This is a genomic window from Pseudomonas sp. GM48 (assembly GCF_000282335.1).
GTDB lineage: Bacteria > Pseudomonadota > Gammaproteobacteria > Pseudomonadales > Pseudomonadaceae > Aquipseudomonas.
In genome coordinates, this window is the sequence record NZ_AKJM01000049.1 from 103,094 (window position 1) to 124,937 (window position 21,844).

The 21,844-nt window shown below is 57.7% G+C and carries 21 protein-coding genes and 1 pseudogene; 9 read left to right on the forward strand and 13 right to left on the reverse strand.

Going from position 1 to position 21,844, the window contains the following annotated elements:
- Positions 1–7: 7 nt before the first annotated feature.
- The 5 genes from aqpZ to PMI28_RS19645 all read right to left on the reverse strand — a co-directional run bounded on the left by aqpZ (position 8) and on the right by PMI28_RS19645 (position 5,233).
- Positions 8–706: an aquaporin Z gene (aqpZ, locus tag PMI28_RS19665; RefSeq protein WP_007984856.1), complete on the reverse strand. Its 699-nt coding sequence runs from the start codon at positions 704–706 to the stop codon at positions 8–10.
- A 297-nt stretch (positions 707–1,003) separates the two neighbouring features.
- Positions 1,004–2,836 carry an ABC transporter ATP-binding protein gene (locus PMI28_RS19660; RefSeq protein ID WP_007984858.1) on the reverse strand — a complete coding sequence of 611 codons (1,833 nt, stop codon included), beginning with the start codon at positions 2,834–2,836 and terminating at the stop codon, positions 1,004–1,006.
- A 94-nt stretch (positions 2,837–2,930) separates the two neighbouring features.
- Entirely contained in the window at positions 2,931–3,488 is a 558-nt protein-coding gene (locus PMI28_RS19655; protein ID WP_007984860.1) for a peptidylprolyl isomerase A, read from the reverse strand.
- Between the two features lie 3 nt (positions 3,489–3,491).
- On the reverse strand, positions 3,492–4,295 hold the full coding sequence (locus tag PMI28_RS19650) for an alpha/beta fold hydrolase (protein ID WP_007984863.1): 804 nt from the start codon (positions 4,293–4,295) through the stop codon (positions 3,492–3,494).
- A gap of 14 nt (positions 4,296–4,309) precedes the next feature.
- Positions 4,310–5,233 carry a LysR family transcriptional regulator gene (locus PMI28_RS19645; RefSeq protein WP_007984865.1) on the reverse strand — a complete coding sequence of 308 codons (924 nt, stop codon included), beginning with the start codon at positions 5,231–5,233 and terminating at the stop codon, positions 4,310–4,312.
- A 49-nt stretch (positions 5,234–5,282) separates the two neighbouring features.
- Here PMI28_RS19645 and PMI28_RS19640 point away from each other — a divergent pair, with 49 nt between their 5' ends.
- The 6 genes and pseudogenes from PMI28_RS19640 (at position 5,283) to PMI28_RS19615 (ending at position 11,252) form a co-directional block, all read left to right on the forward strand.
- Complete coding sequence (locus tag PMI28_RS19640; RefSeq protein ID WP_007984867.1) at positions 5,283–5,597, forward strand: hypothetical protein; 315 nt, start codon at positions 5,283–5,285, stop codon at positions 5,595–5,597.
- Positions 5,598–5,825: 228 nt separating this feature from the next.
- Positions 5,826–6,425, forward strand: coding sequence for an FMN-dependent NADH-azoreductase (locus tag PMI28_RS19635; protein WP_007984869.1), 600 nt, complete (start codon positions 5,826–5,828; stop codon positions 6,423–6,425).
- A gap of 343 nt (positions 6,426–6,768) precedes the next feature.
- Positions 6,769–7,632 carry a carboxylate/amino acid/amine transporter gene (locus PMI28_RS19630; RefSeq protein ID WP_007984871.1) on the forward strand — a complete coding sequence of 288 codons (864 nt, stop codon included), beginning with the start codon at positions 6,769–6,771 and terminating at the stop codon, positions 7,630–7,632.
- A 42-nt stretch (positions 7,633–7,674) separates the two neighbouring features.
- The gene (locus PMI28_RS19625) at positions 7,675–9,150 is read left to right on the forward strand and encodes a S41 family peptidase (RefSeq protein ID WP_007984873.1); all 1,476 of its coding nucleotides are present in this window, start codon (positions 7,675–7,677) and stop codon (positions 9,148–9,150) included.
- Between the two features lie 149 nt (positions 9,151–9,299).
- Positions 9,300–9,479: pseudogene (locus tag PMI28_RS19620) on the forward strand (hypothetical protein); the annotation flags it as partial.
- Positions 9,480–9,644: 165 nt separating this feature from the next.
- Positions 9,645–11,252, forward strand: coding sequence for an MFS transporter (locus tag PMI28_RS19615; protein WP_007984877.1), 1,608 nt, complete (start codon positions 9,645–9,647; stop codon positions 11,250–11,252).
- A 41-nt stretch (positions 11,253–11,293) separates the two neighbouring features.
- On the opposite strand, the gene PMI28_RS0128400 is transcribed toward PMI28_RS19615, so the two are convergent.
- The 3 genes from PMI28_RS0128400 to PMI28_RS19610 all read right to left on the reverse strand — a co-directional run bounded on the left by PMI28_RS0128400 (position 11,294) and on the right by PMI28_RS19610 (position 13,730).
- Entirely contained in the window at positions 11,294–12,088 is a 795-nt protein-coding gene (locus PMI28_RS0128400; RefSeq protein ID WP_274517541.1) for an acyltransferase family protein, read from the reverse strand.
- Positions 12,028–12,348: an acyltransferase family protein gene (locus PMI28_RS31390; protein WP_338010072.1), complete on the reverse strand. Its 321-nt coding sequence runs from the start codon at positions 12,346–12,348 to the stop codon at positions 12,028–12,030. Before PMI28_RS31390 ends, PMI28_RS0128400 begins: the two co-directional genes overlap by 61 nt.
- Before the next feature lie 86 nt (positions 12,349–12,434).
- On the reverse strand, positions 12,435–13,730 hold the full coding sequence (locus PMI28_RS19610) for a mechanosensitive ion channel family protein (RefSeq protein WP_007984881.1): 1,296 nt from the start codon (positions 13,728–13,730) through the stop codon (positions 12,435–12,437).
- 192 nt (positions 13,731–13,922) lie between these two features.
- Here PMI28_RS19610 and PMI28_RS19605 point away from each other — a divergent pair, with 192 nt between their 5' ends.
- Positions 13,923–15,263, forward strand: coding sequence for a DEAD/DEAH box helicase (locus PMI28_RS19605; RefSeq protein WP_007984884.1), 1,341 nt, complete (start codon positions 13,923–13,925; stop codon positions 15,261–15,263).
- 174 nt (positions 15,264–15,437) lie between these two features.
- On the opposite strand, the gene PMI28_RS19600 is transcribed toward PMI28_RS19605, so the two are convergent.
- From PMI28_RS19600 to PMI28_RS19585, 4 genes are all read right to left on the reverse strand, one after another.
- Positions 15,438–15,905, reverse strand: coding sequence for an AraC family transcriptional regulator (locus tag PMI28_RS19600; RefSeq protein WP_007984885.1), 468 nt, complete (start codon positions 15,903–15,905; stop codon positions 15,438–15,440).
- A 151-nt stretch (positions 15,906–16,056) separates the two neighbouring features.
- The gene (locus tag PMI28_RS19595) at positions 16,057–16,791 is read right to left on the reverse strand and encodes a DUF899 domain-containing protein (protein ID WP_007984888.1); all 735 of its coding nucleotides are present in this window, start codon (positions 16,789–16,791) and stop codon (positions 16,057–16,059) included.
- Between the two features lie 190 nt (positions 16,792–16,981).
- Positions 16,982–17,851 (reverse strand): DUF6279 family lipoprotein, encoded by an 870-nt coding sequence (locus tag PMI28_RS19590; RefSeq protein ID WP_007984890.1) that lies wholly within the window; start codon positions 17,849–17,851, stop codon positions 16,982–16,984.
- Positions 17,852–18,155: 304 nt separating this feature from the next.
- On the reverse strand, positions 18,156–18,344 hold the full coding sequence (locus PMI28_RS19585; protein WP_015096330.1) for a hypothetical protein: 189 nt from the start codon (positions 18,342–18,344) through the stop codon (positions 18,156–18,158).
- Between the two features lie 351 nt (positions 18,345–18,695).
- Between PMI28_RS19585 and PMI28_RS19580 the strand changes: the two genes are divergently transcribed.
- Positions 18,696–19,532, forward strand: a complete 837-nt coding sequence (locus PMI28_RS19580) for a CvfB family protein (RefSeq protein WP_007984894.1) — start codon at positions 18,696–18,698, stop codon at positions 19,530–19,532.
- Between the two features lie 194 nt (positions 19,533–19,726).
- On the forward strand, positions 19,727–20,659 hold the full coding sequence (locus PMI28_RS19575; protein ID WP_007984896.1) for a DMT family transporter: 933 nt from the start codon (positions 19,727–19,729) through the stop codon (positions 20,657–20,659).
- Here the strand turns inward: PMI28_RS19575 and PMI28_RS19570 are convergent.
- On the reverse strand, positions 20,604–21,785 hold the full coding sequence (locus tag PMI28_RS19570) for an MFS transporter (RefSeq protein ID WP_007984898.1): 1,182 nt from the start codon (positions 21,783–21,785) through the stop codon (positions 20,604–20,606). The two genes, PMI28_RS19575 and PMI28_RS19570, sit on opposite strands and share 56 nt — an antisense overlap.
- Positions 21,786–21,844: the final 59 nt, after the last annotated feature.

The following is a 21,844-nucleotide window of genomic DNA, read 5'->3' on the forward strand; positions in this document are numbered from 1 at the left end:
CAGTGTGTCAGGTGTCTTCCTTGCCCAGCCAGCGATACAGCACGCCGCCGACGACTGCACCGAGCAGCGGTGCGACCCAGAACATCCACAGTTGTTGAATCGCCCAGCCGCCGACGATCAGCGCCGGGCCGGTGCTGCGCGCCGGGTTGACCGAGGTGTTGGTGACCGGGATCGAGATCAGGTGGATTAGCGTCAGCCCCAGGCCGATGGCAATCGGTGCCAGTCCAGCCGGTGCACGTTTGTCGGTGGCGCCGAGGATGATCAGGATGAACATCGCCGTCATTACCAGTTCACAGACAAACCCTGCGGCCATCGAATAGCCGCCGGGCGAGTGTTCGCCATAGCCGTTGGATGCCAATCCTCCCGCCAGTTCGAAACCGGGTTTGCCGCTGGCAATGAAGTACAGCAGGGCGGCTGCAATCACGCCGCCAATGACCTGGGCAATGATGTAGGCCGGCAATTCATTGGCCGGAAACCGCCCACCCACCACCAGGCCGAGGGATACCGCAGGATTGAGATGACAGCCGGAAATATGGCCAATGGCGAAGGCCATGGTCAGCACGGTCAGGCCAAACGCGAAGGACACCCCGAGAAGACCGATCCCCACATCCGGAAAAGCCGCCGCCAGCACCGCACTGCCGCAACCACCCAACACCAGCCAGAACGTACCTACCAACTCTGTAGCCGAACGTTTTAACAGAGACATGAGAGTGAGCCCTTTCGAGATTATGCAGCCTTGAGCATCCAGCCGATGGACTGCAGAACCACCTCCAGAACGTTGCAGTGAGTACAGCAGGGTTTTTTCAGAATTCCAGCAGGCAGAAAAAACCGCCAGGACCCGTTGTTGAAGGGTTCTGGCGGTGTTTTGGGTCCATCGGTCACGCCAATCCCTGTGGGAGCGGGCTTGCTCGCGAAGACGGTGTATCAGTCGGCATCGTTGTTGAATGATCTACCGCATTCGCGAGCAAGCCCGCTCCCACAGGGTTTGTGGTCGCAGCAATGCTCAGTCGATCCCGACAAACCCGCCGGTCTGGTGTTGCCACAAGCGCGCATACAAACCGCCATGGGCCAGCAGTTCGGCATGGCTGCCGGTTTCGGCGATCTTGCCGTTTTCCAGTACCACCAGCCGGTCCATGCGGGCGATGGTCGAGAGCCGGTGTGCGATGGCGATCACGGTTTTACCCTGCATCAGGGTTTCGAGGCTTTCCTGGATCGCCGCTTCGACTTCCGAATCCAGTGCTGACGTGGCTTCGTCCATGATCAGAATCGGCGCGTCCTTGAGCAGCACACGGGCAATGGCGATGCGCTGGCGCTGGCCACCGGAGAGTTTCACCCCGCGCTCGCCAACGTGGGCATCGAAACCGGTGCGGCCCTCTGCGTCCGACAGTGAAGGAATGAACCCGTCGGCCCGGGCCTTGTGTACGGCCTCCCAGAGTTCGGCGTCGGTGGCGTCGGGTTTGCCATACAGCAAGTTGTCACGGATTGAACGGTGCAGCAGCGAGGTGTCCTGGGTGATCATGCCGATGCGCTCGCGCAGGCTTTCCTGGCTGACGTCGGCGATGTTCTGGCCGTCGATCAGGATGCGTCCGCCTTCCACGTCATACAGGCGCAGCAGCAGGTTCACCAGGGTCGATTTACCAGCACCGGACGGGCCGATCAGGCCGATTTTTTCACCGGCTTTGATGCTCAGGTTGAGGTCGCCGATGATCCCGCTCTGCTTGCCGTAGTGAAAATCCACATGCTCGAAACGCACTTCTCCGCGGGCCACCGCCAGGGGTTTGGCCTGGTCGCGGTCGGTGACGGTGACCGGTTGCGAAATGGTCTGCAGACCGTCCTGCACCATGCCGATGTTTTCAAAAATGCCGGTGACCACCCACATGATCCAGCCGGACATGTTGACGATGCGGATCACCAAACCAGTGGCCAGAGCGATGGCGCCGACGGTGATCAGCGACTGGGTCCACAACCACAGGGCGAGGCCGGTGGTGCAGACGATCAGCAAGCCGTTCAGGCTGGTGATGACCACGTCCATGCTGGTGACCACGCGGCCGGCCAGTTGTGCCTTCTCGGTCTGTTCCTTGATGGCTTCGCGGGCGTATTGCTGTTCGAAGTTGGTGTGGGCGAACAGCTTCAGGGTGGTGATATTGGTATAGCCGTCGACAATCCGCCCCATGAGTTTGGAGCGCGCATCAGAGGCCATCACCGAGCGATCCTTCACCCTGGGTACGAAGTAACAGAGGGCACTGATGAAAGCGACGATCCAGGTCAGCAGCGGGAGCATCAGGCGCCAGTCGGCTTCGGCGAACAGCACCAGCGAACTGATGGCGTAGATCAGCACATGCCACAGGGCATCGACGGCCTGCACGGCGGAGTCGCGCAGTGAGTTGCCGGTTTGCATGATGCGTTGGGCGATGCGCCCGGCGAAATCATTCTGGAAAAAATTCAGGCTCTGCTTGAGCACATAACTGTGGTTTTGCCAGCGGATCATGCTGGTCATACTGGGGCTGAGGGTCTGGTGCACCAGCAGGTCATGCAGGCCAACGAATATAGGGCGCAGAACCAGCGCAACCACCACCATCCAGGTCAGTTCCAGGGCGTGTTCCTGGAACAAATTGATGTTCGGCGTACCTTGGGCCAGGTCGATGATGCGGCTCAGGTAGCTGAACAACGCCACCTCGATCAATGCACCAATCAGCCCGACGATCAGCAGGGCGGCGAAGCTTGGCCAGACCTGCTTGAGGTAATAGGTATAAAAAGGGAAAACCCGGTCCGGCGGAGACGCCGTTGGTGCTTCACGGAAAACATCGATCAGTTTTTCAAAGCGGCGATAAAGCATGGGTTGTTCGCCCGCGAACGGGCTCTCCTTTTAACGGTTTGAGCGTTGCCGGCAAACACCGGCAACGGCTCGGACATCCTTGTCCAGCTTAGTCTCAGTCGATGCGCTTGGCCGACTTGATGAACACCGGGTCGGCTGGCACGTCCTTCATGCCGTTACGAACGGTGGTTGGCGAATTGACGATGATGTCGACCACGTCCATGCCTTTGACCACTTTGCCGAACACAGCGTAGCCGTCACCCTGGTCAAGGAAGTCGTTGTCCTTGACGTTGATGAAGAACTGGCTGGTGGCCGAGTCAGGCACCGAAGTACGGGCCATGGACAAGGTGCCACGAACGTTGACCAGGCCGTTGTTGTGCTCGTTCTTGATCGGTGCCTTGGTGTCTTTTTGCTGCATGGCCTGGGTGAAGCCACCGCCCTGGACCATGAACCCCGGAATCACCCGGTGGAAAATCGTGTTGTTGTAGAAACCACTATCGACGTACGCAAGGAAGTTCTTGGTACTGATCGGGGCCTTGACCGGGTCCAGTTCGATTTCGATCTGGCCGTTGGTGGTTTCCAGCAGCACGTGCGGTGCCTTTTCCGGCGTTGCGGCCATCAGGTTGGCGGCAAACAGGACGGAGCCTGCGGCGAGGGCGATTTTTTTCAGCATGGTTCAGTGATCCTGAGTGGTGGTGTCGACTGCGGTCAGAAAATCCAGCAGTGTTTGGTTGAAGTGTTCCGGCTGGTCCAGCGGCGTGGCGTGGCGTGAATCGGCGATCACCACCAGCCGCGCATCAGGCAGCAGTTTTACGTAGCTTTCCTTCAGCGCCACCGGTGTGTAGTCACGGTCGGCACTGACGATGAGGGTTGGACAGGTGACTTTCGAAAGTCGTTCCTGGACCCCCCAGCCCACAATGGCATTGAAGCTGGCGAGATAAGCATGTTTGTCGTTTTTTGCCCAGCGCTCGGCCATCTTTTGTCGCAATTCTGCCTGCTCGGGCTTGGGGAACAACTTGTCGCCCAAGGCCTTGCCGATAGCCCCCAGACTCAGCACGCGCATCAGGCTCCAGCGCTTGAACCACTGCCAGTAATCGTCGCGGCTGCGCAGCTTGACCTCGGGCGCACTGTTGACGATGCACAGGCTTTTCAGCAGTAGCGGCTGATCCACGCCCAGTTGAAAGCCGATCATGCCGCCCATGGAAAGCCCCACATAATGCGTCGGGCCAAGGTTCAGATGCTCCATCAGCGCGACCAGATCAGCGCTGAAACCGGCGATGCTGTAGCGCTCCCGGGGCTTGTCGGAGCGGCCGTGGCCGCGTACATCAGGAACGATCACCCGGTAACGGGTGGCAAGTGTCGGGATCTGTTTTTCCCAGTCCAGCGTGCTGGAGCCGAGACCGTGGACCAGCAGCAGCGGCGTGCCGTGGCCATATTCCTCATAGTGCAGGTTGCAACCTTCGTGTTCGAAATAGGCCATGCATACACTCCGTGTCAGGCTTGTTCGGGGGCGGCGAACGGTGCGTCCAGTGGTGCAGTGTCAAACGTACGCAGCAGTTCGATGAGAATCTGCGTGGCAGGTCCCAGCGGTTTGTCCTTGTTCGAATACAGGTAAAAGCTCGGGTTGCGGCTACCGCCCTGATCCAACGGTAGCACCTTGAGCGTACCTTCCTTGAGCTCTCGTTCGATCATGTGCCTGGGTAGCCAGGCAAAACCCAGGCCGCTGCTGACGAAAGTCGCGGCGGTGGCCAGGCTACCGACAGTCCAGCGTTGTTCGGCACCGAGCCAGCCGACGTCCCGTGGTTGCTGGCGCCCCGAGTCGCGGATCACCACTTGCATCTGGCTTTCCAGGTCCTGGAAGCTCAGTTCGCGGTTGAGGCGGTGCAGGGGATGTTCCGGGTGGGCAACCGCGATGAACTCGACGTCGCTCAATTCCGCGCCCAGGTAACCGGGAATACTGAACCCGGTGATGGCCAGGTCGGCCACGCCTTCGAGCAGGACTTCCTCCACGCCCGACAGCACTTCCTCACGCAGGCGCACCCTGCAGCCACGGCTTTGCGGCATGAATGCGGTCAAGGCGCGGACGAGGCGGGCGCTTGGGTAAGCGGCATCGACCACCAGGCGTACTTCGGCTTCCCAGCCCTGCTCCATATGATGGGCCAGGTCTTCGAGTTGGCTGGCCTGTTTCACCAGTTGCCGGGAGCGCCGCAACAGCACGCCGCCGGCTTCGGTCAGCACGGCTTTGCGTCCGTCGATGCGCAGCAACGGCACGCCGAGCTGATCCTGCATGCGTGCCACGGTGTAGCTGACCGACGATTGCGAGCGATGCAGCGCCTCGGCGGCCTGGGCGAAACCACCGTGATCGACCACAGCCTGCAGCGTTCGCCATTGATCAAGGGTCACGCGGGGCGCTTTCATGTTGAGCTCCTCTTGTCCTAAGCTGGCAGCCCTTATTGGAGGCTGCTGAATGAAAAAATTCTGTTGTGTGCTGCTGGCGCTGCTGCCGCTGACGGCGATGGCTTACCCGATCGATGTGAAGAAAGACCTCAACGGCATGAAGATCGATTACCAGACCTACGACACGGATAGCGACATCGGCTCCATTCAGGTGGCCAACTACGGCGACGTCGATGCAAGCTGCAAAGCCGTTTTCATTAATGGCCCGGAAGCACCACGTACCCGCAAGATCGACGTACCGGCCGGCAAGCACAAAAATGCCACCGCCAAGTTCAGCCGCAACATCATCAAGCTGCGCATCGAGCTGAGCTGCACCCCGAAATGACAACAATCTTCTGTGGGAGCGGGCTTGCTCGCGAAGAGACCGTGCCAGTCGATATCAACGTGAATGACACACCGCCTTCGCGAGCAAGCCCGCTCCCACAGAGTATGCTGAGCTTATAAACGAATTTATTGATGGGTTATAGCAGTTATTTGCGCTTTTTCATCGATATGACTCTGTTTAACCTTCACTCCATCGACCTACAGCATTCTCAGATGGAGGCTACATCCCATGTCCCGCGTTCTGATCATCGAAAGCAGTGCCCGTCAGCAAGATTCGATTTCCCGTCAACTGACCCAGACCTTCATCAGCCAGTGGAAAGCCGCTCACCCGAATGACCAGATCACCGTCCGGGACCTGGCCGTCAAGCCGGTGCCGCACCTGGACATCAACTTGCTGGGTGGCTGGATGAAGCCCGCCGAGCAGCGCAGTGACATCGAGCAGGCTTCCCTGGAACGCTCCAACCAGTTGACCGATGAATTGCTCGCCGCCGATGTGCTGGTCATGGCCGCGCCCATGTACAACTTCGCGATTCCCAGCACCCTGAAAGCCTGGCTCGACCATGTGCTGCGTGCCGGCGTGACTTTCAAGTACACCGAAACCGGCCCGCAAGGCCTGCTCAGCGGCAAGCGCGCCTACGTGTTGACGGCTCGCGGCGGCATCTATGCCGGCAGCGCCGCCGATCACCAGGAACCATACCTGCGTCAGGTCATGGGCTTCATCGGTATCCACGACGTGACGTTCATCCACGCCGAAGGCATGAACCTGGGCGGTGACTTCCAGGAGAAAGGCCTGAACCAGGCGAACGCCAAGCTTTCGCAAGTGGCCTGACCCGTTAATCGCCGGATAATCGCTGGATGGTCTAGTGACCTGGCGCAACCCTTCAAGCCTGCACGCGCATCGAACCTCCCTTCGCACTTGTTGCTCCTGAGTGCTCTTGCCCGATTGAACGCTTTAGCGAGATCGGGCTTTTTTTTGCCCGGGATTTTTTGAGCGTACACATAACCCTTGTGGGAGCGGGCTTGCTCGCGAAAGCGGTGTGTCATCCCACATTTATGTCGACTGACACTCCCTCTTCGCGAGCAAGCCCGCTCCCACAGTTTTTGTGTTGGTTTAGCGTTCGCGATCAGTAGCAAAACCCGTTATCGTCGCCGCCATTCGAAATGAGGCGAGCATGGGCTATCTACTTTTTGTCACGCTGATCCAGGCGTTTTCCTTCAGTTTGATCGGCGAATACCTGGCCGGTCATGTCGACAGTTACTTCGCAGTACTCGTACGTGTGCTGCTGGCAGGGTTGGTGTTCATTCCTCTGACCCGCTGGCGTTCGGTGGAACCGGCATTCATGCGCGGCATGCTGCTGATCGGCGCGTTGCAGTTCGGCGTGACCTACGTCTGCCTGTACCTGAGCTTTCGCGTATTGACGGTGCCGGAAGTGTTGCTGTTCACCATCCTCACGCCGTTGCATGTGACCCTGATTGAGGATGCACTGAATCGTCGCTTCAATCCCTGGGCCCTGGTCGCGGCGCTGGTGGCGGTGGCGGGGGCGGCGGTGATTCGCTTTGACCGGATCAACCCGGACTTCTTCATGGGTTTCCTGTTGCTGCAACTGGCCAACTTCACCTACGCCGCCGGGCAGGTACTCTATAAACACCTGGTTGCCCGCCACCCGAGCGATCTGCCGCACTACCGACGCTTCGGTTATTTCTACCTTGGCGCACTGGCGGTGGCATTGCCGGCGTTTCTGCTGTTCGGCAAACAGAACTTCCTGCCCGAAGCACCGCTGCAATGGGGCGTGCTGCTGTTCCTCGGCCTGGTTTCGACCGCTTTGGGGCTCTACTGGTGGAACAAAGGCGCGTGCCTGGTCAACGGCGGGACCCTGGCGGTGATGAACAACCTGCATGTGCCGGTGGGGTTGCTGATCAATCTGCTGATCTGGAACCAGCATGAAGAACTGGGGCGGTTGTTGCTCGGCGGTTCGGTGATTTTGCTAGCAGTGTGGATCAGTCGGTTGGGCATTAGGCGCGCAAAGATCAGATGACATCTATGTGATCATCATTTGTCTGCTTTTTTGGTGTTTTAAATGACTTGTAATGCTAATGCCTTTCCCCTTAAAAGCTTATGCTTGATGCTTCTTTCTGTTGTGTTGTCGCCTTTTGTATTGGCTGATGAAGTGCCTGTAAAAAATTGGCAGGAGCTAACTGTCAATGATCTTTCTGTTATTCGGCAACTGATAGTTGATTCTCATCCGGGTGCTATAGATAGTAATAATGAGTCTTTTACAGACTGGGTCGAACAGGGTTATCTGGAGGCTAGTCAGCTGGCAAAACGTGTCAACTCAAAGAAAGACTCTCAAGCCGTGCTTGATTTTTACATCGCGGGCTTCAAGGATGGACACGTAGGGCTGAGTCAAAGTAATCCTGGGGGTTCTTCTTGGGCAGGTTTTATTCTGGACATGCAGGGGCAGGATTTTGTTGTAAAGCACGCCGCAAAAAATTGGCCTGTGCCGTTACCGCCGATTGATTCCAAGGTTATATCGTGTGATGACAAATCAGTTCACGAGATACTAGAGAGTGAAATATCTCCTTATGTTGATCGTAGACTTAGCCTGAAGTCGGTCTGGTTGCATTTGGCTACGCAGTTAACGGTCGATGATGCCAACTATCCTGTGCTGGCGAGGGTCTTGTCAAAAAGCTGTCTGGTTATTCTCCCAAATGGAGCAAGACAAAATTTTACTTTGTTATGGCAAGAAGACTCCGGACAATTAGAGGCTTTCCTGCACCAGCCTCAACCGGTCCAATCTCTCAAGGATTTGGGGGGCGGGCGATATTGGATACATGTATCCAACTTCATGCCATCAGCAGCCGAGAATGCTTCCCTCGATAAAATGCTCGACGTCATTAAGAGTCTCGATGATGCCAAGCTGGTTGTGCTTGATACACGAGGCAATCGCGGCGGCAACAGTTTAGTGGGGGCTGAAATACTGTCCGCTCTGTTAGGCTCGAAATTGGTAAAAAGCCTGGATGAGCCATCTCGTGCGTATGCGATGTGGCGAGTTTCTCCTTTTGCACTCTCAACGTTCAATAAAGCGCTCACTGCCATGGAAAGCGACTATGGAAAAAATAGTGAAGCTTATAAATTTGTTTTTAGTTTAACCAGATCGATGGAACTCGCACTTCACGAAAAGAAAGACTGGTTGCGTCAGCCCAGCACTTCCTCGGTCGATCAAGAGGGTTCGAGAGGAGTCAATGCCCAAGGTTTTAAAGGTAAGCTTGCGCTGGTTACTGACTCATTTTGCGCAAGTGCCTGTCTCGACTTTGCGGACGTCGTTCTTACTGTTCCGGGGGTTGTTCATTTGGGGTTACCCACGAGCGCCGATACGCTTTATATTGATATTGGCGCTCAAACGCTGCCGAGTGGCGCCGAGTTCTGGCTGCCATTAAAGGTATGGAGAGGTCGAACGCGAGGAAATAATCAAAGTTATGATCCGCAATTTGTTTTTAATGGCGATATAAACGATACACCTGCAGTTCAAAAGTGGGTTCTTGAACATTTATGATCGGGTCAGCGCCATTCCTCAAGCGCGCCGAAAAACCGGTGTAGGAGCTGCCGCAGGGGATTGCGGTATTACATGATGTGTTTTTCCGGCTCGGGAATATGGCTGCGCCCAGGACCGCCAGCAAAGAAACCAGCGACATGTCGGTGCAACGGATGATTCAGGTCGGCGTGGTGCCGGTGATCTGGCAACAAGCATTACTCGAATACCAGCGTGACTGGGCGCACAAGGATACTTATGAGGCGGTGATGGAACACAGCGGCACGTATGGCATGGGCGTGGATTACGCTTACACCATGGTGCACAAGGCATCGCAGCGCAAGGTCAAGTAAGCCGCCAATGTTGAATTAGATGCTATCCCTGTGGGAGCGAGCTTGCTCGCGATAGCGGAATGTCTGATGACACTTGGGTTGACTGACACTCCCTCGTCGCAAGCAAGCTCGCTCCCACAATTGTTCTGTTGTTAAGCCCACAGTAGTCGTGATCAGGGAACCGTCATGAGCCAGCCCAGCGAAAGTACTGTCAGTTCCGTTAACCGTTCACCGTGGAGTCCTTTGAAACACGGGATTTTCCGTGGACTGTGGCTGGCCAGCATTGCCTCGAACATCGGCACCTGGATGCATGAGGTCGGCGCCGGATGGTTGATGACCTCGTTGTCGGCCAGCCCGATGACCGTGTCGCTGGTACAGGTCGCCAGTGCGGCACCGATGTTTTTTCTCGCCTTGCCGGCGGGTGCGTTGGCCGACATTGTCGACAAGCGTCGTTATCTGTTGATGGTGCAAGGCTGGATGGCCGGCGTGGCGTTGTTGTTGGCATTGCTGACCCTGAGCGGGTTGATGACCGTGCCATTGTTGCTGCTGTTGACCCTGGCCATGGGCACTGGTACGGCGTTGATGATGCCGGCTTGGTCGTCCCTGACCCCGGAATTGGTGCCCGGTGACGAGTTGCCAGCGGCGATTGCCTTAAGCAGTGTCGGGACCAATCTGGCCCGAGCGGTCGGCCCCGCCATCGCCGGCGTGCTGGTAAGTCTGGTGGGGCCATGGGCGACTTTCGCACTCAATGCATTGTCGTTTTTCGGTGTGATCGCTGTGCTCTGGCTCTGGCGGCGCGAGGCGAAAGTGGCGGTCTTGCCGGCCGAGCGGCTGTTCAGCGCAATGCGGGTTGGCTGGCGCTATGCGCGCAGTGCCCGGCCATTGCAACGGGTGTTGATCCGGACTCTGGCGTTCTTCTTCGGCGCCAGTGCCGGAATGTCGTTGCTACCGCTGATTGTGCGCGGCGAATTGCACGGCAGTGCGGCGCAATTCGGTGTGTTGCTGGGCAGCGTCGGCGTTGGCGCGGTATTGGGCGCCATGTGGCTGCCAAGGTTGCGTCAACAGTTGGCGGTAGACCGCCTGGTAGCTGGCGCCAGCCTGATTTACGCCATCGTATTGTTTGCCCTGGCGTGGCTGCGGGATTTCTATCTGCTGATTCCGGTGATGTTGATCAGTGGCGCGGCCTGGATCGCCGTTCTGTCGAATTTTCAGGTGGCGGCGCAAACTTCGGTGCCGGCCTGGGTGCGAGCCCGGGCGCTGGCAGTGTACATCCTGATGTTCTTCGGCAGTATGGCGCTGGGCGGGTTGCTTTGGGGCTGGGTCGCCAGCCAGAGTTCAATGAGCGTCGCCCTCAGTGCAGCGGGCACGGTGCTGATGCTGGGCGTCATCCTGACCTGGCGTGTCGCGTTACCGCAACGGGTCGCAGAGGACCTCGCGCCATCACTGCATTGGCCACAACCGTTGTTGGCCGAAGGTGTTGATCACGAGCGCGGGCCGGTCATGGTGATCCTGGAATATGACATCCCTTTGGAACATGCCCAGGCGTTTGCCAAGGCGATGGACGCGGTGCGCCGGATGCGGCAGCGCAACGGTTCGTTTTCCTGGGGGCTGGTTCAGGACAGCGAGAATCCGCGGCTGTGGTGCGAGTTTTTTTTCGATGAGTCCTGGGTCGGTCATTTGCGCCACCACGGACGGGTGACCCGCGCCGAACGCAAGATCGAGGCGGCGGCGCGACGTTTCCAGACTGATGGCGTTGCGGTGCGCATCCGGCATTTACTGCACGGGCAAACTTAAACTTTTGACTTTAGAGCAACCGTTTGCCCGGCGTTGAAAAGTTATTCAGTTGTTTGCCCTTGGTTTGGAGCGCCGGAAGGCACTACGTTTGTGCTTTTATCGTGTGTCTTGACCCATCTGGATATAGGTTTTTCAATGAGGTTGAAACTCAATGTCGATATTGCAGTGATCAGCCCAAGAATCATTGCCAGCGTGGTGAGGTGGCTGAGGTTTAGTGTTTGTTGGATTTTTATCATGTAGGACATAACCAGTACATGACATAGGTAAGTCGAGTATGACCAATCGCCCAGTTTATTGATCAGTTCGATTCTAGAGAAAAAGCGTTCTTGAGATAGCGCAGCAAGTAAAATGGCAGCGCAAGGTAGTCCCGATTTCCATGGTGAGTGAGCCGTCTGGCCGTAGTGGATAATAACTCCGAGGGCGGCCACTGCCATAATCAGTGCTGGAGCCAAGGGGATACGTTGTACAAGGTTTCTTTGGTACGCGTACGCAATGATTATTCCGAATGTAAATTCAAACACAATGGGGTTGTGGTAGAAAGCAAAGCCACCGCCAAGGTGCGGCAGTGCCTTGTATAGCAGGAAAATGCCAAGAGTGATCGTGGGTACTCTGAACTTCTCAGGGGAAAACAGGCTGGCCAGAAAGACGGCGTAAAACACCATCTCATAGTTGAGTGTCCAGCCAACCGTCATCAGTGGATAAAAACCGATTCCGGATGGATTCTGTGCGGGGATAAAAAACAGGCTTTTCAGCAGGAATACGGGCTCATAGAGTGTCAGTGGTACCGAGCCGGGTAAAAAATCAATGTCACTGCAGTGATGCAGGTAAACATCCAATAGGCGGGGGCAATTCTTGCTAATCGATGGCGGACGAATGTTGCAGGGGAAATTTTTTTGCCGGTAGCGGAAAGGTAAATCACAAAGCCGCTTATGACAAAAAACAAATCGACGCCGATGGCACCATACCGTTGCATCGAAACGGACACCGGATCGGTTAGTTGGAAGTTATGGACTAACTGCATGTAATTGTGGAAGACCACTATCCATGCAGCGAGCGCGCGTAATGTTTGAATGGAATTGAGCGTTGCTCGATGCATCTGCCAAAGGGATCGAGTATACCGATGTAGCCTTGGTGTCGCCTACGTTTGCTGATGAACAGGTCGCACATGGCGGTTGCGGTATTTCATAGCGTCTTTTTCAGTTCGGGTAGATGGCTCGCGCCCAGCACTGCCGGCAATATCCCCGCACGCAAATCCGTTCCGCTCGGCTGCTGATACAGACTCAACCCGAACTCCGGCAGCACCGCCAGCAGGTAGTCAAAAATATCCCCCTGGATCCGCTCGTAGTCGGCCCATGCCGTGGTGCGGGTAAAACAGTAGATCTCCAACGGAATGCCCTGGGCCGTGGTCTGCATCTGGCGGACCATGCAGGTCATGTTCGGCTGGATCTCTGTGTGACTTTTCAAGTACGCCAATGCATAGGCCCGAAACGTCCCGATATTGGTCATCCGCCGACGATTGGCCGACATCGCCGCAACATTACCCTGGGCTTCGTTCCACGCCTTGAGCTCGGCTTTCTTGCGGCTCATGTAATCGGTCAGTAAATGCACCTGAGACAGTTTCAGCTCCTCATCGTCACGGATGAAGCGCACGCCACTGGCGTCGATGAACAGGCTGCGTTTGATCCGGCGGCCACCGGAAGCCTGCATGCCGCGCCAATTCTTGAACGACTCGGACATCAGGCGCCAGGTTGGAATCGAGACGATGGTCTTGTCGAAGTTCTGCACCTTGACCGTGTGCAGCGTGATGTCCACCACATCGCCGTCGGCGCCCACCTGGGGCATTTCGATCCAGTCGCCGACCCGCAACATGTCGTTGCTGGTCAACTGCACACTGGCGACGAACGACAGCAGCGTGTCCTTGTAGACCAACAGAATCACCGCCGACATGGCACCCAGACCCGACAGCAGCAACAGCGGCGAGCGGTCGATCAGCGTGGCGACGATGACGATCGCACCAAACACGTACAACACCATTTTCGCCAGTTGCACATAGCCTTTGATCGAGCGGGTGCGGGCGTGCTCGGTGCGGGCGTAGATGTCCAGCAGGGCATTGAGCAGGGCGCTGACCGCCAGCAGCAGAAACAGGAAAGTGAAGGACAGCGCGACGTTGCCGAGGAACCCCAGACTGGTCTTGCTCAGGTTCGGTACCAGATTGAGACCGAACTGGATCACCAGCGAAGGCGTGATCTGCGCCAGGCGATGGAACACCTTGTTCTGCAGGAAATCATTGACCCAGTGCAAGGCCGGCTGGCGACCGAGCATTTTGGCCGCGTGCAGAATGAGGTAGCGCGCCACCCGTCCGAGGAACAGCGCAATGGCCAGCAACAGCAATAGTGCCAGGCTGGAATGTACGAGCGGGTGCTGGTCGAGGGCACCCCAAAGGTCCAGGGCGTTGATCCAGAGCTGTTTGATATCCATGGTTAAAAACGATTCTTCTGTAGGGCGCGAGAGGCGATTAGAGCATTTAAGACGCTTTGTATTACGTTTGAGGAAAAATCAGGCAACAAAAAACCAACTGTTTACCGCCATTTGTATAAAGAAACTCGGCCTGAGCGCTCGAAACCGTTACCCTATGCAGCTGTTTTTTTGCATTTCTTCGAGGTAGCACCCGTGTTTTCCCAATTCGCCCTGCACGAACGCCTGCTCAAAGCCGTGGCCGAGCTGAAATTTGTCGAGCCAACGCCTGTGCAAGCCGCGGCCATTCCGCTGGCGCTCCAGGGGCGTGACCTGCGGGTGACGGCGCAAACCGGTAGCGGCAAAACCGCTGCATTCGTTTTGCCCATCCTCAATCGTCTGATCGGCCCGGCGAAAATCCGCGTCAGCATCAAGACCCTGATCCTGCTGCCGACCCGCGAACTGGCCCAGCAGACGCTGAAAGAAGTTGAACGCTTCTCGCAGTTCACCTTCATCAAGTCCGGCCTGATCACCGGCGGCGAAGACTTCAAGGTCCAGGCTGCGATGCTGCGCAAGGTGCCAGACATCCTGATCGGTACGCCGGGCCGGATGATCGAGCAACTGAACGCCGGCAACCTCGACCTCAAGGAAGTCGAAGTCCTGGTACTCGACGAAGCCGACCGCATGCTCGATATGGGCTTTGCCGAGGACGTGCAGCGCCTCGTGGACGAATGCCCGAATCGTCAGCAGACCATGCTGTTCTCCGCCACCACAGGCGGTTCCGGCTTGCGCGAGATGATCGCCAAGGTCCTGAACAACCCTGAGCACCTGCAGCTCAACGCGGTCAGCCAGCTGAACGACACCACCCGCCAGCAAATCATTACCGCTGACCACAACCAGCACAAAGAACAGATCGTCAACTGGCTGCTGGCCAACGAGACCTACCAGAAGGCCATCGTCTTCACCAACACCCGGGCCATGGCCGACCGTATCTACGGCCGCCTGGTGGCGCAGGAATACAAAGCGTTCGTGCTGCACGGCGAGAAAGACCAGAAGGATCGCAAACTGGCGATCGACCGCCTGAAGCAGGGCGGCGTGAAAATCCTCGTGGCCACCGACGTCGCTGCCCGCGGTCTGGACGTGGACGGCCTGGACCTGGTGATCAACTTCGACATGCCGCGCAGCGGCGACGAGTACGTGCACCGCATCGGTCGTACCGGCCGCGCCGGTAACGATGGCCTGGCCATCTCGCTGATCTGCCACGGCGACTGGAACCTGATGTCGAGCATCGAGCGCTACCTCAAGCAGAGCTTCGAGCGCCGTACCATCAAGGAAGTCAAAGGCACCTACGGCGGACCGAAAAAGGTCAAGGCCTCGGGCAAAGCCGTCGGCGTGAAGAAGAAAAAGACCGACGCCAAGGGCGACAAGAAAAAAACTGCCGCCAAGACCCCGACCAAGCGCAAGAGCGTCAACCGGCCGAAGAGCGACTCCCTGGTTAGCAAGGACGGCATGGCCCCGCTCAAGCGCCGCAAGCCGGAAGCGCCGGCGGCTGAATAAGTCGTTGTAAGTGCCCCACGAAAAACCCGGACAGTGTCCGGGTTTTTTCATGTCTGATGTTTATCAACTCTCAGTTTTCTTTTCTGCCGACTCCAATTCCTTCAAGCGCTGATCCATCAACTGGCACTATTCGGGGGGGAAGTTCAGTCAAAGGTACCGGGATGCCCGTCTCGATCAGTCTTTCACCGCGATACACATCTGCAGCTCCATGAACCCGGTCTTTTCATCGTAGGAAGCCTCTATCGGATAGCGTTCGAACCCCGGGCGCTGGTCGTATTCCAGGCCACTTTGCGGCATCCACTGCGTGCACATCTCGCACCAGCCGGCTGGAATTTCGCTGGCTGGCCCTGTGAATTCGGCGACGGCGTAGCGGCCGCCGGGCAGGTGGGTGACGGCGAACGGGTATTTGGGTTCGAAGTCGGCGGGCACTTCGACGCAGGCGTCGTAGCGGCAGTATTGCGCTGGCGTGGTGCTCGGGTCGTCGTGGCCGATGCCGTAGCGCACGCGGTTGAGCAGGTTGTTTTCAATCATCCACGGGGCCACCGTTTCGCGCCAGAAGGTACCGATTTCCGGGCCGTAGGGGCCGGTGTAGCGCAGGTAGGCGACGCGGGCCGGGGGCAGGGTTTTGAGGGTGACGTTCATTGTCTTGGCCTTGTTTTTAATCTGGGGACTTTGTGTTGAATGGTCGGGCCTCTTCGCGGGCAAGCCCGCTCCCACAGGGGCCTGGTGTGAACACATATTTTGTGTGTGGGAGCGTGGCTTGCCCGCGAAGGCCGCGCCTCGGTGTCTGGGGCTAACCGCTATGGCAGCAGCTCGACTTCTCCTGTTCCTCATATTTGTCGTGATGCCGCACCCATTCCATGATTTCGTCCTCGTTGCGGCCCTTGGGCGTGAGGTCGAGGTAGTTGTAGGCGCCGACCAGCAGGTCCAGGCCCCGGGCATAAGTAGAGTAGGTATGGAAGATTTCGCCGGCGTCATTGCGATAAAACACGCTGAGACCGGGGAGTTCTTCCTCGGAGCCGTCGGTTTTTTCGTAGTTGTACGTAGCCTTTCCGGCGGCGACGTCTTCGGCCCGGGCACAGACGCCAAAGTCGTAGTTGAAATCGCATCCTGCTGACGACACCCAGTCGAACTTCCAGCCCATGCGCCGTTTGAACGCCTGGAATTCGGCGAACGGTGCGTGGGAAACCGCTACTACGGCCACGTCATGGTGGGCCAGATGCTGGTTGGCGCCGTCGATGTGATCGCTTAGGTACGAGCAACCGGGGCAGCCCTCGTCCCAACCCTCGGCGAACATGAAGTGGTAGATGACTAACTGACTGCGGCCGCCAAACAGGTTGGCCAGTTTCAGTTCGCCGTTGGGCCCCTGGAAGTGGTAGTCCTTGTCGACTTTCACCCAGGGCAGGGCGCGGCGTTCGGCGCTGAGTTTGTCCCTTTCCTTGGTGAAGGCTTTCTCGTGGGCAAGGTGCTGTTTGCGGGCGGCGAGCCATTCTTCCCGCGACACGACGGGATGATTCTGAATGTTCATGTTGTTTTCTCCTGCGTGGGGCGGGGAGGTGAGTTACACAGCCTAGTCGTTTGGCTTGCGTGGAATTCGACATACCGCCGGTCGGTCGTCAGCAAATGCCCGGCTGAAGGGGCAGAGCGAATACCAACCAAGAGCAGGTTGAGGGCTTTTCCTCAACCATAGAATCTCCCACGTTGGCATTGTGTTGGGCTTAACTTTGTTTCGCCGCTTTCAGGCACTTCAAGTCGCTGAAGTCCTTGCGCACTCCCTCGATTTTTTTCAGCAAACGTTCACGCTGAGCCGGCGTACTTTCAGCCATCAGATCCACAAACAGCGAGCGTGCCTGAGCTTCGGTGTTGGCAAAGGCCTGGCGATAGGCGGGCGTCCACAAACTCTCACGATTGACCAGAAGTGTCTCGATTCGTTGTGGGAATTGTGGGCTTTGGCGTTGGGCGACGGCCGCGCTGAACTGCTTTTGCCAGTGGACACGGTTGGCAAGCCACTGAGTGTTTTGCTCGCCCAAGGCGTTGGACCATGTGCTTACCCGCTGTTGCTGGGTGGTGCTCAGTGGCCCGAGCCAGTCCTTCAGGCGCTTTTCCATGCGCTCGCCGCGCTCCTTGATCTGCTGGTCGAGGGAGGGCTTGAGGTATTCCTCCTGGCGTTTGCGCTGGTCCTTGGCAAAGGCTTCGTTCATCTCGGCAACTTGCTTGTCATCCAGCCCTTGCAACAACTCGATGGCCGACGGGGTGATTTCCCGCGCAGTCTCGGCGATCGCTTGTTCGGCTTCGTGGGCGCGGGCCTGCAATGCGGCATCGTTGACCTGGTTGGTCGCGATCATGGTTTGCAGGCGGTCCAGCCAGTCGAGGTAGCCGGGCAATTGGGTGGTGCAGTGCCAGCTCAGGTGTTCCTTCAGGCGTTCGTTCAGCCAGCTCTTTTGCTCGCCGTTCATGTCCAGGTAGTCGCTGAGCGTCCACGGGATGATCACATCGAGATTGCGGTAGGCCAGGCCCATGCGGCTGCACGCGCCGAGGGCGAGGGCAACGGTGAGCACAATGGTGAAATGTTTAAACCAGCGGGACATGGACGAATCCTTGCGAAAGCCAGTCTTCGGCTCTGATTCTCATGTGAACCCAGGATGAGCCTGGCAGTTCAGCCGATAAACAGGAAGGTTTGAACATGTGTCATTTCATGAACAGCGAGGCAGGCTGGTGAGCCCATTGCAACGCTTGATGCAGACACGTGCAAGGATACCGGCGAATGATCGGCAATGAAGGCCGTGCGTCGATCTTCACAGGATCTGGAGGAGTGGCGGAGGGGGGAAGCGAGGGTTCCAGTCCAAGCGCTTCGAAGCTCAAAGCGCTTTGGGACCAGGTGACGCGAGGGGATTACTTTTTGCCCAGGGTGATCTGCTTGGACGGGCCGAACGTCTGGCCACTGACGCCTTTGGCAATTTGCTGGATTTCACCGCCGGACTTGAGGAACGCTGCGATCTGGCTGTTGATCGATTCGCTGGTTTCGACGGCTGGAGCTGGCTTTGCTTTGCTGGTGGATGCTTTTACGCGCATGGCGGCCATTAACCTGTAGAAAATTAACTTGGCCAGGCATCGTACAGGAAACACCTGATAATTGCTTGGCAAATATCCCCTGACAATACTCGTGAAGACTGGGCAATCAGTCATCGGCCAATATTTGAAATATGCACCTAAGCCGCTGTTTTAACTAAAAACATTGCCTGGAAAAATACCGCATTACGCTGACCTGGGCGTGGCGTAAATGCCCGGATCGGTCTGACGAGCGGACAGGTGTGCGATGCAAACCCGGGAAAATTGAGGCTTTCAGCGGATTTTCTCGTGCCACCGGGCCGGGTGCCAAACGCGACGCTTAAAACCGGGTAGAATGCCGCCCACGCAATGAGGGTATTGGACATGGCTTTAGTCGGGCGCTACAACAGTTTGCAAGTGGTTAAACACACTAACTTCGGTTTATATCTGGACGGTGGCGCGGATGGCGAAATCCTTCTGCCTAATCGTTATATTCCAAAAGATATTCCTACCGAAGATGAAGACTGGCTCAACGTTTTTATTTATCTGGACAGCGATGACAAACTCATCGCAACTACTGAAAAGCCGAAAGTTCAAGTCGGTGAATTCGCCAGTTTGAAAGTTGTTGAAGTCAACAGCATCGGCGTATTCCTGGACTGGGGCTTGCCCAAGGACCTGTTGCTGCCGTTCTCCGAAGAGAAACGGCAGATGACGGCGGGCGAATATGTGGTGGTGCACGTCTACCTCGACAAGCACACCCGTCGCATCACCGCGACCGCGCGCCTGGACCGCTACCTGGACAAGACCCCGGCCAACTACACCGCGGGTCAGGAAGTGGACTTGCTGGTGGCCGAAGCCACTGACATGGGCTTCAAGGCCATCATCAACAACAAGCATTGGGGCCTGATCCACAAGAACGAAATCTTCAAGTTCATGCGCGCCGGTAAAGAAGAAAAGGGCTTCATCAAGGAAGTTCGCGCCGACGGCAAGATCAGCCTGAGCCTGCAACCGGTCGGTCAGGAAGCGGCCACCAGCCTGAACTCGAAGATCCTCGCCAGGTTGCGCGAAAACAACGGGACCCTGGCGGTCAGCGACAAGAGTGATCCGGCGTTGATCAGCAGTCTGTTCGGTGTCAGCAAAGGCAACTTCAAGAAGGCCATCGGCGCGTTGTACAAGAATGGCCAGATTGTCATTCATGCCGACCGTATCGAACTGAGTTGATTGCCTGACAATACAGAAGGCCGGGATGGCGCAAGCAGAGAAGTGAAGGTCTCTGGCAGGCGGCATTTTCCGGCCTTCTGGTTAATAATCGACAACATGATTTTTCGCCCCGGTGTTTTCTTTTCAACGAGAAGGCCGGGGCTTTGCTTTTACTGCCGAGTCTTTGCCATGGATTGTGTCTTCGAGGTGTTCCGGTGAGCGCCACTCGGCGCAGCGCCGACGGGTTTGCCCTGCAAGTGATGATCGGGTTGTGCCTGGTCTGGGGCGTTCAGCAGGTGATGATCAAGTGGGCGGCGGCCGATATTGCGCCGGTGATGCAGGCGGCCGGACGTTCCGGTATGTCGGCGTTGCTGGTCGGGCTGCTGATCTGCTGGAAGGGCGGCTGGAGCCAGGTGAGTACAACCTGGCGCGGCGGCTTGTTGGCCGGCGCCTTGTTCGGCCTGGAATTCTTCTTCATCTCCGAAGGCCTGCAACTGACCACGGCGGCGCACATGTCGGTGTTCCTCTACACCGCGCCAATCTTCACTGCGTTGGGGGTGCACTGGTTGTTGCCCAGTGAGCGCTTGCGACCCTTGCAATGGCTGGGGATTGTCCTGGCCTTTATCGGGATTGCCATCGCGTTTGCCGGGGGCGTGTCCTGGGACAATCTGGATTACCGCATGTTGATGGGCGATGCCTTGGGTGTGCTGGCGGGTGCCGCCTGGGGCGCGACCACCGTAGTGGTACGCGCCTCGCGCCTGTCGGAAGCGCCAGTGACCCTGACGCTGTTCTATCAGTTGATTGTCGGTTTCTTCGGTCTGTTGTTGATTGCGCTACTCAGCGGCCAGATCACCCATGTCAGCCTGACCTCCGTGGCAGTGGCCAGTGTGCTGTTTCAGGGCGTGGTCGTGTCGTTCTTCAGTTACCTCATCTGGTTCTGGCTGTTGCGCCGTTATCTGGCGGCTAACCTCGCGGTGTTTTCGTTCATGACGCCGTTGTTCGGCGTCACGTTCGGGGTGGTGCTGCTGGGCGAGGCGCTGAGCCTGAACTTCATCATCGGTGCAGTGCTGGTGTTGGCGGGCATCACGTTTGTCAGCGCTGAGCAGTGGTTGCGTCGTCGTTTGCGCAAAGCCCTCGGGCAGCACTGACCGGCGCGATCAACAGACCGCCGGCGATCAGCAAGCCACAGCCGGCGACCACCAGTGCCGGCTGCAAACCACCGCTGAAATGACTGCTCAGCGCCGCCAGCAATGGTCCGCTGAGCTGGCCCACGGCGAAGCAGGCCGTCAACAGGCCGGCATTGCGCTGGGTGGCGTGCGGGGCCAGTTCCCGGGAGCGTTGCATCACCAGTTGCATGCAGGCCAGGAAGGGCGTGCCGCACAGGATCACACCCAGCGCCAGGCCTGGCCCGTTGCCCAGCAGGCAGGCGAATACGCCAGCGGCTTGCAGCCATAACGTCGCCATCAGCCAGTAACGCGTGGCATCCGATTTTTGTCGACGCAAACTCACCAGCACCACGCCGGTTGCCGCCGCCAGGCCAAAGCAAGGCCAGAACAGGTCGGCTTGCCATTGGCCATGGAATTGCGCGTTGGCCATTTGCGACAAAAAAGTCGCCGGGATGATGTAGCCCAATCCGTACAGGGCGTAGATCAAGCCCAGGCGAGCGATGCCTTGATGACTCGACGCGCCGGCACTGGGCACAGCGGTTGCGCCTGTGCCCGTTTGCGGCAGGAACGGCAGAATCCCCAGCAGCATCGCCAGCCCTGTGGCGGCGTACACCAGCCACAAGGTGGCGGATGTCTGGCCCAACAGATTCGAGCCCAAGGCCAATAAACCGGTCAGGAAAATCCCCAAACCCGGTCCGGCGAAGACCAGGGCACCGAGCCTTGGACGCCCGGCCGCTGCCGCGAGCGGCTGGCTCAGGGCGGTGATCATCACCAGCACCCAGGCGCTGGCCACGCCGGTGCCAAAGCGCAGCAGCAGGTGCGACCAGAAACCATTGGCCCAGAAAGACGCCAGGGTCAGCAGCACGCAGAGCCACAATCCGCCGAGCAAGCGCCGGCGCACTTGCGCGGGACGCCGGGAGAACATGGCGTCCACCGCGCCGATGAAGTACCCGAGGTAGTTGGCGGCGGCAATCAGCCCGGCGGCGGTCAGGTCGATCTGGCCTTCGCTGAGCAGGTGCGGCAGTTGCGGTGTCAGGGCAAAACGGCCGATGCCCATGGCCATCATCAGGGCAACGAAACTGGCGGATAAGCGAATCAGGGGAGACATGGTCTGGATTCCGTTTGGAGGATCAATGACCGTCAGGCTAGGACTGATTGACTTTCTTT

What these genes read in the sequence shown, in the direction of transcription:
- aqpZ (WP_007984856.1), bottom strand. Translation starts at nt 706, where the DNA reads ATGTCTCTGTTAAAACGTTCGGCTACAGAGTTGGTAGGTACGTTCTGG.
- PMI28_RS19660 (WP_007984858.1), bottom strand. Translation starts at nt 2,836, where the DNA reads ATGCTTTATCGCCGCTTTGAAAAACTGATCGATGTTTTCCGTGAAGCA.
- PMI28_RS19655 (WP_007984860.1), bottom strand. Translation starts at nt 3,488, where the DNA reads ATGCTGAAAAAAATCGCCCTCGCCGCAGGCTCCGTCCTGTTTGCCGCC.
- PMI28_RS19650 (WP_007984863.1), bottom strand. Translation starts at nt 4,295, where the DNA reads ATGGCCTATTTCGAACACGAAGGTTGCAACCTGCACTATGAGGAATAT.
- PMI28_RS19645 (WP_007984865.1), bottom strand. Translation starts at nt 5,233, where the DNA reads ATGAAAGCGCCCCGCGTGACCCTTGATCAATGGCGAACGCTGCAGGCT.
- PMI28_RS19640 (WP_007984867.1), top strand. Translation starts at nt 5,283, where the DNA reads ATGAAAAAATTCTGTTGTGTGCTGCTGGCGCTGCTGCCGCTGACGGCG.
- PMI28_RS19635 (WP_007984869.1), top strand. Translation starts at nt 5,826, where the DNA reads ATGTCCCGCGTTCTGATCATCGAAAGCAGTGCCCGTCAGCAAGATTCG.
- PMI28_RS19630 (WP_007984871.1), top strand. Translation starts at nt 6,769, where the DNA reads ATGGGCTATCTACTTTTTGTCACGCTGATCCAGGCGTTTTCCTTCAGT.
- PMI28_RS19625 (WP_007984873.1), top strand. Translation starts at nt 7,675, where the DNA reads ATGACTTGTAATGCTAATGCCTTTCCCCTTAAAAGCTTATGCTTGATG.
- PMI28_RS19615 (WP_007984877.1), top strand. Translation starts at nt 9,645, where the DNA reads ATGAGCCAGCCCAGCGAAAGTACTGTCAGTTCCGTTAACCGTTCACCG.
- PMI28_RS31390 (WP_338010072.1), bottom strand. Translation starts at nt 12,348, where the DNA reads ATGCATCGAGCAACGCTCAATTCCATTCAAACATTACGCGCGCTCGCT.
- PMI28_RS19610 (WP_007984881.1), bottom strand. Translation starts at nt 13,730, where the DNA reads ATGGATATCAAACAGCTCTGGATCAACGCCCTGGACCTTTGGGGTGCC.
- PMI28_RS19600 (WP_007984885.1), bottom strand. Translation starts at nt 15,905, where the DNA reads ATGAACGTCACCCTCAAAACCCTGCCCCCGGCCCGCGTCGCCTACCTG.
- PMI28_RS19595 (WP_007984888.1), bottom strand. Translation starts at nt 16,791, where the DNA reads ATGAACATTCAGAATCATCCCGTCGTGTCGCGGGAAGAATGGCTCGCC.
- PMI28_RS19590 (WP_007984890.1), bottom strand. Translation starts at nt 17,851, where the DNA reads ATGTCCCGCTGGTTTAAACATTTCACCATTGTGCTCACCGTTGCCCTC.
- PMI28_RS19585 (WP_015096330.1), bottom strand. Translation starts at nt 18,344, where the DNA reads ATGGCCGCCATGCGCGTAAAAGCATCCACCAGCAAAGCAAAGCCAGCT.
- PMI28_RS19580 (WP_007984894.1), top strand. Translation starts at nt 18,696, where the DNA reads ATGGCTTTAGTCGGGCGCTACAACAGTTTGCAAGTGGTTAAACACACT.
- PMI28_RS19570 (WP_007984898.1), bottom strand. Translation starts at nt 21,785, where the DNA reads ATGTCTCCCCTGATTCGCTTATCCGCCAGTTTCGTTGCCCTGATGATG.